The 9,129-nt window shown below is 28.2% G+C and carries 7 protein-coding genes; 1 reads left to right on the top strand and 6 read right to left on the bottom strand.

Going from position 1 to position 9,129, the window contains the following annotated elements:
- Positions 1–118 precede the first annotated feature (118 nt).
- The 5 genes from QX51_RS14920 to QX51_RS14900 form a co-directional block, all read right to left on the bottom strand.
- Entirely contained in the window at positions 119–1,411 is a 1,293-nt protein-coding gene (locus QX51_RS14920) for a peptidase (protein WP_152607242.1), read from the bottom strand.
- A 433-nt stretch (positions 1,412–1,844) separates the two neighbouring features.
- On the bottom strand, positions 1,845–2,180 hold the full coding sequence (locus tag QX51_RS14915; protein WP_039680695.1) for a hypothetical protein: 336 nt from the start codon (positions 2,178–2,180) through the stop codon (positions 1,845–1,847).
- A 128-nt stretch (positions 2,181–2,308) separates the two neighbouring features.
- A complete protein-coding gene (locus QX51_RS14910) occupies positions 2,309–2,821 on the bottom strand; it encodes a hypothetical protein (RefSeq protein ID WP_039680694.1) in 513 nt (170 codons plus the stop codon).
- Between the two features lie 174 nt (positions 2,822–2,995).
- On the bottom strand, positions 2,996–3,928 hold the full coding sequence (locus QX51_RS14905; RefSeq protein ID WP_039680693.1) for a M14 family zinc carboxypeptidase: 933 nt from the start codon (positions 3,926–3,928) through the stop codon (positions 2,996–2,998).
- A 246-nt stretch (positions 3,929–4,174) separates the two neighbouring features.
- Complete coding sequence (locus tag QX51_RS14900) at positions 4,175–6,952, bottom strand: calcium-translocating P-type ATPase, PMCA-type (protein ID WP_039680692.1); 2,778 nt, start codon at positions 6,950–6,952, stop codon at positions 4,175–4,177.
- 389 nt (positions 6,953–7,341) lie between these two features.
- Here QX51_RS14900 and QX51_RS14895 point away from each other — a divergent pair, with 389 nt between their 5' ends.
- A complete protein-coding gene (locus QX51_RS14895) occupies positions 7,342–8,067 on the top strand; it encodes a hypothetical protein (protein WP_039680691.1) in 726 nt (241 codons plus the stop codon).
- Positions 8,068–8,286: 219 nt separating this feature from the next.
- On the opposite strand, the gene QX51_RS14890 is transcribed toward QX51_RS14895, so the two are convergent.
- Positions 8,287–9,051 (bottom strand): alpha/beta hydrolase, encoded by a 765-nt coding sequence (locus QX51_RS14890; RefSeq protein WP_039680690.1) that lies wholly within the window; start codon positions 9,049–9,051, stop codon positions 8,287–8,289.
- Positions 9,052–9,129: the final 78 nt, after the last annotated feature.

The raw sequence follows: 9,129 nt of genomic DNA, 5'->3' as shown, positions 1-9,129 counted from the left end.
ATTATAATCTATATTTTTATAAGAATCATACCTCTTATTACCTTGATACATATGTATAATTATAGATATAAAATATGGGAGAAAACAATTTTATTTTCTCCCATATCAATAGTTAATTTTATTGTACAGATCTCGTTTTTCTAATACATGCTAAACCGATTATAGAAAAAATTATCATTCCAACCATAAAGTATAAATTAGTATCATCACTTGTTTGAGGTGAATCTACTCCGTTATCTGAATTATTTTCAGTATTTGGCTTTTCTTCAGTTCCTGGTTCTTCCTCAGTTCCTGTATTATAGTTTGGATCTAATTCACCACAATTATTACATATACCATCTTCAAACTCATGTGATAATTTAGGAATTATTGTTCCTTCTTCCATTACTTCATTACAATCAGGGCATACTTTATCTCCAGTATATCCTTCCTCTGTACAAGTAGCATCTTTTGTATTTATAATTATAAAATCATTAGAATGATTACATACTTTAATAATATTACCTTCAGCATCTACTTCATAATCATACTTTTCTGATTCTATTAATTCATTTAATTTAGCACCATCGAAAGTCTTAACTGTTTCAAAGTTTAACTCAGATGATTTATCAATGTTAATTTTTCCTTCACTTTTGAATAGTATATCACCTTCTAGCGATTTACTAAAATCAAGTACAGATCCATTCTTAACATTAACATTTGTTCCATTAATTGTTAATGCACGTCCTATACAGTCACTAATAGTAAGTGTAGAATTATCTACTGTAAGGTCAGAATTATTTATACCATTATCTAATCCTATCATTGTTACTGCAGAATTTTTTATATTTATAACTCCATCTACAAATCCACGTTCAACATTTTCAAAGTTTAAAGTAGAATCAGTTATATTTATTTTTCCAGCTTTTCCATTACTAGTTTTTATAACTCCTCCAGATGAACTTTGTTCATTTTTAGCATTTAAAACAGAGTTGTTTTCTATATTTAATGTACTTTCATTATATACAAAAATTAAAGCATATGGTGAAGTGTAGTTGCTTGCTTCTAACTTCACGTTATTTAGAGTTAAGTTAGCACTACTTCCATAATGTCCTACGCCTAATATACAATCAGCGCTCCCTTTTATTCCTTCAATTTTTATACTTCCATTTTTAAATGTAACATTAGCGTTATTTACAAAAAGATTAGTGTCTTTTGTAAGCATTAAAGTATGATTATTTAAGTCAACTGTATAATTCTTTGCATCAACTTTTAACGCATCTGAAAGTGTAATATCTTCAGTTAAAGTAATTTCACCTTCTGCATTACTTCCTGCTAAAAATTCTGCACTGGTCATATTTTCTTTTGCAATACCGTTTGCAAATGTCATTGTTGTCGACATCATAAATATCATAAATATCATAAATATCATTAATAGCGATGTAATATTTATAAAAATACTTTTTTTTCATTTTTCATACTCCCTTATAACTACTACTTATTGATTGCATTTTTATATAATTTTACTCTCAGATTATAGTACTATATTTTCCCCCCACTTCAATATTTTTCGTTGTTTTTTACATAAATTTTACATAAAAATGCATCAATTTTTATTTTTTATATTTTGTAATTTAATATAAAATATTTTTAAATGTTTCATTTATCAAATGAAGTATAACGAAGAAAATTATTCATTTGATAAAAATAATACTATTTGTAAGTTTTTTATATTGTATAAAAAAAAGTAGGAATATAGCTCCTACCCTTCTACTCCACAATATATTAAAATTGTTCATTAAATCTGCTTTCTAAATTATAATTTATATAGTTTATATTATATTAACATTATTACATAATTTTTATTACCCCCAACTCATAGCTAATACGAATACTGAAAATATAGAAGTTAGAATACCTATTGAAATATCAGCAACTAGGAGTATATATAATAAATATTCATCTTTTGACTCATGTTTCTTTACAAATAAATGTATTAATATTGGTATTATCAAGAATAATATTATGCTTAGAGTTGTTAAGACTGTTAGTATATATAAGTATAATTGTGCAGTATTAATAGAATAATAACCGACTATGTAATAGGCAATATTTTGAGCATAGTTTCCAATTACAGTAGCTAAAATTATGTTTATAAATATAAATATTCTAAATTCTTTTATTTTATCTTTAATTATCATTTTTATCCCCCTAATTATTTATTATCTATAAGACAACTCTACTAAATCAAATTCTATAATTTCAAAACTTACATTATTTTCATAGAATGTATCACTTACTAAATAATTATATATTTTTAACTAGATATCTAATTCTTATTTTTCAACTTTAACCATTGTACTATTTTATATCCATCACTTGTAAACCCTTTGTATGGACTATTATCACTATACTTCATTGGCAATGCAGTTACTATAAATTGACCTATGCTAAAAAACAGCATTGCATTAAACAGTATTATCATCAAGTGGGATATCTCTATTTTATACAAACTAAAATACAAGAATCCTGAGGTACATAAAGATGCTATGGGACCACCTGCAATGATTATAATTGACTTAAATTTACTATCTATAGATTCCCAATTAACATAAGCATAAGATACATCCATTATAGACCTATATCCATAAATATTTATGACTAATCTACTAAGTTTTACTTTCTTTATCAAATTATAATTTCCAATGTTTACACTAACTTCACCTTTTGTGAATATTAAAGCTGGTATAGCATGACCAAGTTCATGAATAAATGACAATACCGGCATAGATATAATATATACTAACGCATATATTATAAAATTTATAAAGCTAAAACTCATAATTTCCCCCCTAAATCAAGTATATCAGAATTAATACACTCCCCAATTAATAATCTCCCCTGCAAATTCCTATTTACATATTAATATAAGAGCCATTAAAGTTTAATTTGATAACTCTAATGGCTCTTTATAACAATTGCAAACTTTCATCACAATATAAATCTTATTCAATATTTATATCACTCTATAAAAAACCTCTTGTGCAAATACTATAGGTACATTTTTATTTCTTTCAAATATCTCTCTATAATTCTCCACAGGAACTTTCTGCTCCCCTACATAGGAAGATATTTCTATAGTCAATGCTGGTTTTTCATAATTTTCAATAAACCAATCTTTATATCCACTACCTGTAACAGGTGGGTTTTCTTCTTCTAACTCATATCCTGTTTCCTTAGATATTTCACTAGCTATTTCCAAATCCCTTTGCATATCCAATTGATTGTACTGATAGAAAATTACCTCCCCTGAAGAATGATAAGAAATTGTTCCATCAAACAAATATTTTTCTGTCAAACATTTTAGTGCATAAGTCTCTGGTTCTGAAAAATAATAAGGTCCTTTATAAAGTTGATATTGTGGGCTTGTTACACTATCATCATCTGGATACTTAGTTGGATAATTTCTATTTAGATCTACTCCTCTTATATTTGCTTTCCAACGTGGAAACAATTCTTCTTTTAAATAAGGTTCATATTTATACTTTGGAGATATAAATTTTCCTCCATTTAATACTAAATCTGCACCATCTGGATTAACTAATGGTACAAATACAAAAGTTACATATTTCAAAAGCTTATGAATGCTCATATAATTTATGCTTTTGTCCATTTTATATAATTTTAAAAGATAGTTAACTTGGTCTAGTATCAATATGGTTGTAATTGCTTCTCTAGCATGATGTGTTCCTTGAATTAATATTTTTGTCCTTCCTTCTCCCATAGTTATGGATAGTATGGGTGTCCCTTGTACTGATTTCCCTATTTTATCTAAACTTAATAATTCTTTATTATGCTTGCATAAATTATAAATAGCTTTGTTGATATTTTTTGAAAAATGTCTTGATTGGTACAAGTTTATATAACTGTTAACGCATCTATTTATCATTTTATCACTCCATCATTACATTTTTTGTGCATATATAATATATATTCTATGACATTTAAATAAACTCCCTTTTTCACAAAATAAGTTAGATGAATATTTTGAGCAAGGTCGTTGCCTGAAATTTCATAGCGCCCACACAGTGGCTTAAAGTGGTAAGGTCGGCATCTCGTTTGAGTAACGGATTTATCCGAAGTGGTAACGAGGATATATCGTTGACGATATGCTTCTCAATTTTGGCGAAATGAGCTAAACGAATTTTTTTAATTTCTTCCTTATTATTAATTTTTTTAAATTTCTAAGTACGAATTTTACTACCTCATTTAAAACAAGCACCATAGATGATAAAAGTAATATCTTAATCCACATACTTATATCTAAAGCTACAGAGTTAAAAAATGCTCTAAATATTTGTGTAAATAGTATTTGTACTGCACCTGTAACAAATATTATTTCTAGCGCCAATTTATTTTTGAAGAAATTTGGTATGGTACTATTAAGACCAAACTCCCTACAATTAAATGCATTAAATAAAGCACTAAATGCGAATAATGAGAATATTACTGTGCTTTGTTCCTGAGGTGTTGCCTGAAGTATGTTATAAAACTCTTGTAAATGTACTATGCTAATTATAAGAAATGCATTTATAGTAATATTCACTGCCATACTTCTTGCAATTATACCTGCTTTTCTTCTAATAGGTTTTCTTTTTAACACATAATCTCTAACAGGTTCTAAACCAAGAGCTAAAGCTGGAGGCCCATCCATTATTATATTAACCCATAGTAGTTGAATAGTTGTAAAAGGCATTTCTTTTCCCATAATCTGAGATATTACTGCAATCATAAACGCCACAATATTTATAGTTAACTGAAATTGTATAAATCTTTGGAAGTTTTCATATATACCTCTTCCCCATTTTATCCCATCAACTATGGTACTAAAACTGTCATCTGTCAAAATAATATCTGAAGCATTCTTAGATACTTCCGTACCTGATATTCCCATGGATATACCCACGTCAGCTTTACTTAGTGCTGGTGCATCATTAATTCCATCTCCAGTTACAGCAACAACTTCAGAATTTGCTTGCAAAGCTTGTACTATTCTCATTTTTGTTTCTGGTTTTGAACGAGCTACTATGGATATATCATTTATTTCTTCTCTAAGTTCTTCATCACTTAATATATCTATATATGTAGCTTCTACAGCTTTTTTGTTATCATTTAATAAACCAAGCTCCGTTCCTATTGCTTTTGCTGTGTTTATATTGTCACCTGTTAGCATTTTAACTTTGACTCCAGCCTCATAAGCAGTTTCTATGGACTCTTTTACTCCTTTTCTTAGAGGATCTACTATGCCAACAAATCCACTAAATATTAAGTCTTTGCTATTTTCAACTCTTTCTATATTTCCACTATAATCAAAAGCTGTGTCTACTGTCATTGCCACTTCGTCCATGGCTCCATCTATTACTTTATATGCAAACCCTAAGGTTCTCATTGATTTAACTTGAAGTTTACTTATTTCATGAAGGATTTCTTTTTTCTTATTTTGAGTTATTTGTTTTACTTCTTTTCCATCTTGATAGTAGGCGCATCTTTCAAGTAATATTTCTGGCGCACCCTTACTTAATAATACATTTCTTTGATTCACCTCAATTAAAGATGACATTCTTTTTTTCTCAGAATTAAATGGTATTTGTGATACTAATTTAGTATTTCTTCTAAAATCAACATAATCTTTATTATTATGAAATAAAAGTAATGCACATTCAGTGGCACTTCCTATATATTTATAAGACTTGTCCTCTTTTTCTATATCAGCTGTTGAGTTGGATAAGCAATTTTCTTCAAAGAAACTATGACTCTCGTAGTTACAATCTCTTATATACTTTCCATCCACATAAGCTACTTCTACTTTCATTTTATTTTGTGTTAATGTTCCTGTTTTATCTGAACAAATTACTGATACACATCCTATTGTTTCACAAGCTTCTTTTTTAGTAACTAATGCATTAATCTTAGCCATCTTTTGCATAGTTATGGCCAAAGTTATATTAACCATAGTTGGAAGTCCCTCAGGAACTGTTGCAACTATTAAGGCTATACATACCATATATGCATTTTTAGCTGGTGCTAAAGATTGAATAAATGGTATAAATCCTGATGTATCAACAACTATAACACCATATTTAGTCATTTTAATTATCATAAATAAACATAGTAAAAATGCAACTATTCCAGACAATATGGCTATTTTAGCTCCTAATTTTCCAAGTTTTATTTGTAGAGGTGTAGATACATCTGGGTCATCTATGTTTTGAGCTATTTTTCCCATTTCTGTAGAATCCCCAATATTAGTTACAACCATTTTACCTCTTCCATACGCTACTAGTGTTCCTCCAAATACCATGTTTTTTTGATTGGCAGGTATGGTATCTTGCTCTATTATTTCTGTTTTTCCATATAATATATCCATTTTTATACTAGCATTGGCATCTTTTAATACATCGTTAGACTCTCCTGTAAGCATGTCCTCTCTTAATTTTAAGTTGATGCTTTCTATAAGTCTTCCGTCAGCTGGTATCAAATCTCCACTTTCTATAAAAACAATATCCCCTGGTACTAAATCCTTTTTAGGTACCACTTGAATTTTTCCATTTCTCAATACTTTTACTTCTATATTTTCGGTTAATTTTGATAATGCTTGAGCTGCTTTTTTAGATTTACTTTCTGTAATAGCTCCTATGGATAGTCCCAAAAATATTGCCCCCAAAATTCCAAAGGCATCGTGAGCCTCTCCTGCAAAAGCACTAATTACTGCTGCTGCCAACAATATTAATATCATAGGCTCCATAATACTATCAAATATTTCATCTAAAATTGATTTACCTTCTTTAATAGTAAACTCATTATAACCATACTTTGCTCTTCTTAATTCAATATCTTTAGTATCTAAACCAAATTCTCTATTAACCTCTAGGTATCTTAAAGTATCTGCAATTGATTTATTATAATATCTCATCTTTATCCCCCTCGTTAATCTCCTTGAAACTTATATAATACATCTCATTAAAACTTGTATAATATATATGAAATTAACTCTATAAATATGCTCAAACTATTCTTCTATTATTTGGATTTATTATTATATTGTGAATCAATGGTACTATTGTTTGAAAATATTTATTATTATATTGCAAATTTTATTGATTTTTATTGTTAATTGATAATAAGTATTGATTGAGAATTAAATTTGTATTATACTCTGATTAAATTAAAAGAAGAAAAAATTCGCTTCGCCTGAGCGACGTGTCGTAGAAACACTTCATATGGCCAACGAGATGTCTTTGCTCTGCTTCAGGCAACGAACTTGCTCAAAATTTATTTAATCATATTTAATTGGAGGTAATTATGAATTTTTTAATATCATTAATAGCTGCAATCTTACTAGTAGCTATTGGTCGTAATTTTATCAAAAAACATGCTAATATATGTTATATTTTAACTACAGTATTATCAGTTGCTTTAGTAGTAGGATCTTATACAGGTGTCATTTGGACAATGCCTGCTTGGTTTACAACTACAATCCTTCCTATTTTAATAAAAAGTACTTTTTCTACTGCAATTTTTGTTATTGTTATGTATACAGGTGCTTTCAAAAATGGAAGTAAATTAATTAAGTTTTTAATGCCAATTAGGGCTGAATTATCAATTATAGCTGGTATTCTTACTTTGGCTCATAATATAAGCTTTGGTAAAACCCACTTTGTAAATCTTTTCAATGCACCAGAGCTTATGTCTACTAATATGAGGGCGGCAGCTGGAGTTAGTATAGTTCTTATCGCAATTATGGTTCCACTACTTGTTACTTCTTTCCGCCCGGTTAGAAAATTAATGAAACCTAAAATGTGGAAGAATTTACAAAGATTTGCTTACTTATTCTATGCACTTATATATGTTCATGTAATGCTAATAATGGTTCCAGTTGCTCTTTCAGGAGACACTACTTACATAATAAATGTATTAGTTTATAGTGTAGTATTTATAACTTATGCAGTAATGCGTATTGCAAAACATTTTGCTAAGAAATCATCTGCTAAGTCAAAGAAGACAGCTTCTATATCTATTGCGAACTAACTTCTTTCTGACAAATTATTTTTAATATTTAAAATATATAAAACTATAGCAAAAAGACCGTATCAATTTATATACGGTCTTTTTCTACTGTTTCAGGCATCTCCTTTGATTAACGGTTTTATGAATAGAAGCGAATTTTTTAATTTATTTCCATCTTCCACTCTTGGTGTACTTCTAACATAGACTACCTTAAATCATAAAAAGGTAGTCTATTCTTATTTATACTTTATTTATAAATATCTCAAACTCATTTAATAAATATCTTAATTCTTCATCATCATAGTAAAAATGACCTGACTTTTCTAAGTTAATAACTTCATAATCATTTTGTAGTTTTCTCTTAAAAACTTTTAAAGTTTTATAACTAACAAGCTCATCTACTTTACATTGAACAATAAGTGTTGGTACTTCTATATTGTTCAGTTCTTTTTTAGTTAAACTTATTAAGGTAAACAAATCTACATACCTGGGAATCCAACTAATATAAGTAAATATTGAACCTCTTTCCACACTGAAAGCCTTCTTAGCATACTTAGCTAGTGTATCTTGTTCTCTCACCCTTCCAAAAGCTACCTTTATACTACTTATAATCATATTAAATCTTACAAAAACTTTAAGTGGTGTTGATATTAGTACTATACCTTTTACTTTATTTTTATATTTCAAAGCAAACAATAAAGATAATAATGCGCCCATGGAATGACCTACTAATATTATATTTTCATAATTATCTTTATGTTTTAAAATCGCTTTATCAACACTATCCATCCATTTTTCTCTACTACTTTTTGCAAAATATTTTCCACTTTTTCCATGTCCATGTAGTAAAATTGCCGAGTAAGAAAAGCCTTCTTTATGTAAAATCTCTGCAAATTCTTTAAACTGATTTGGACCTTCTAGTATTCCATGAATGAATATAACTATAGTCTTTGAATCTTTATTTTCATATATAAATGGTTTATGAATTTCTTTTTTTAATGTCATTAATACTCTCCCATCTAATCATTTATCAATTGTTTTATATCCTATTTTATCTAAATCATATGTAAATACAATATCCAT

Source organism: Terrisporobacter othiniensis (genome assembly GCF_000808015.1).
In the GTDB taxonomy this organism is placed as follows: Bacteria; Bacillota; Clostridia; order Peptostreptococcales; family Peptostreptococcaceae; genus Terrisporobacter; species Terrisporobacter muris.
This window is presented reverse-complemented; position numbering and strand designations above follow the sequence as displayed.

Bases quoted from the DNA above. Each gene is read 5' to 3' on its own strand.
- QX51_RS14895 (WP_039680691.1), top strand. From the start codon at position 7,342: ATGAATTTTTTAATATCATTAATAGCTGCAATCTTACTAGTAGCTATT.
- QX51_RS14920 (WP_152607242.1), bottom strand. From the start codon at position 1,411: ATGATATTTATGATATTTATGATATTTATGATGTCGACAACAATGACA.
- QX51_RS14900 (WP_039680692.1), bottom strand. From the start codon at position 6,952: ATGAGATATTATAATAAATCAATTGCAGATACTTTAAGATACCTAGAG.
- QX51_RS14915 (WP_039680695.1), bottom strand. From the start codon at position 2,180: ATGATAATTAAAGATAAAATAAAAGAATTTAGAATATTTATATTTATA.
- QX51_RS14905 (WP_039680693.1), bottom strand. From the start codon at position 3,928: ATGATAAATAGATGCGTTAACAGTTATATAAACTTGTACCAATCAAGA.
- QX51_RS14890 (WP_039680690.1), bottom strand. From the start codon at position 9,051: ATGACATTAAAAAAAGAAATTCATAAACCATTTATATATGAAAATAAA.
- QX51_RS14910 (WP_039680694.1), bottom strand. From the start codon at position 2,821: ATGAGTTTTAGCTTTATAAATTTTATAATATATGCGTTAGTATATATT.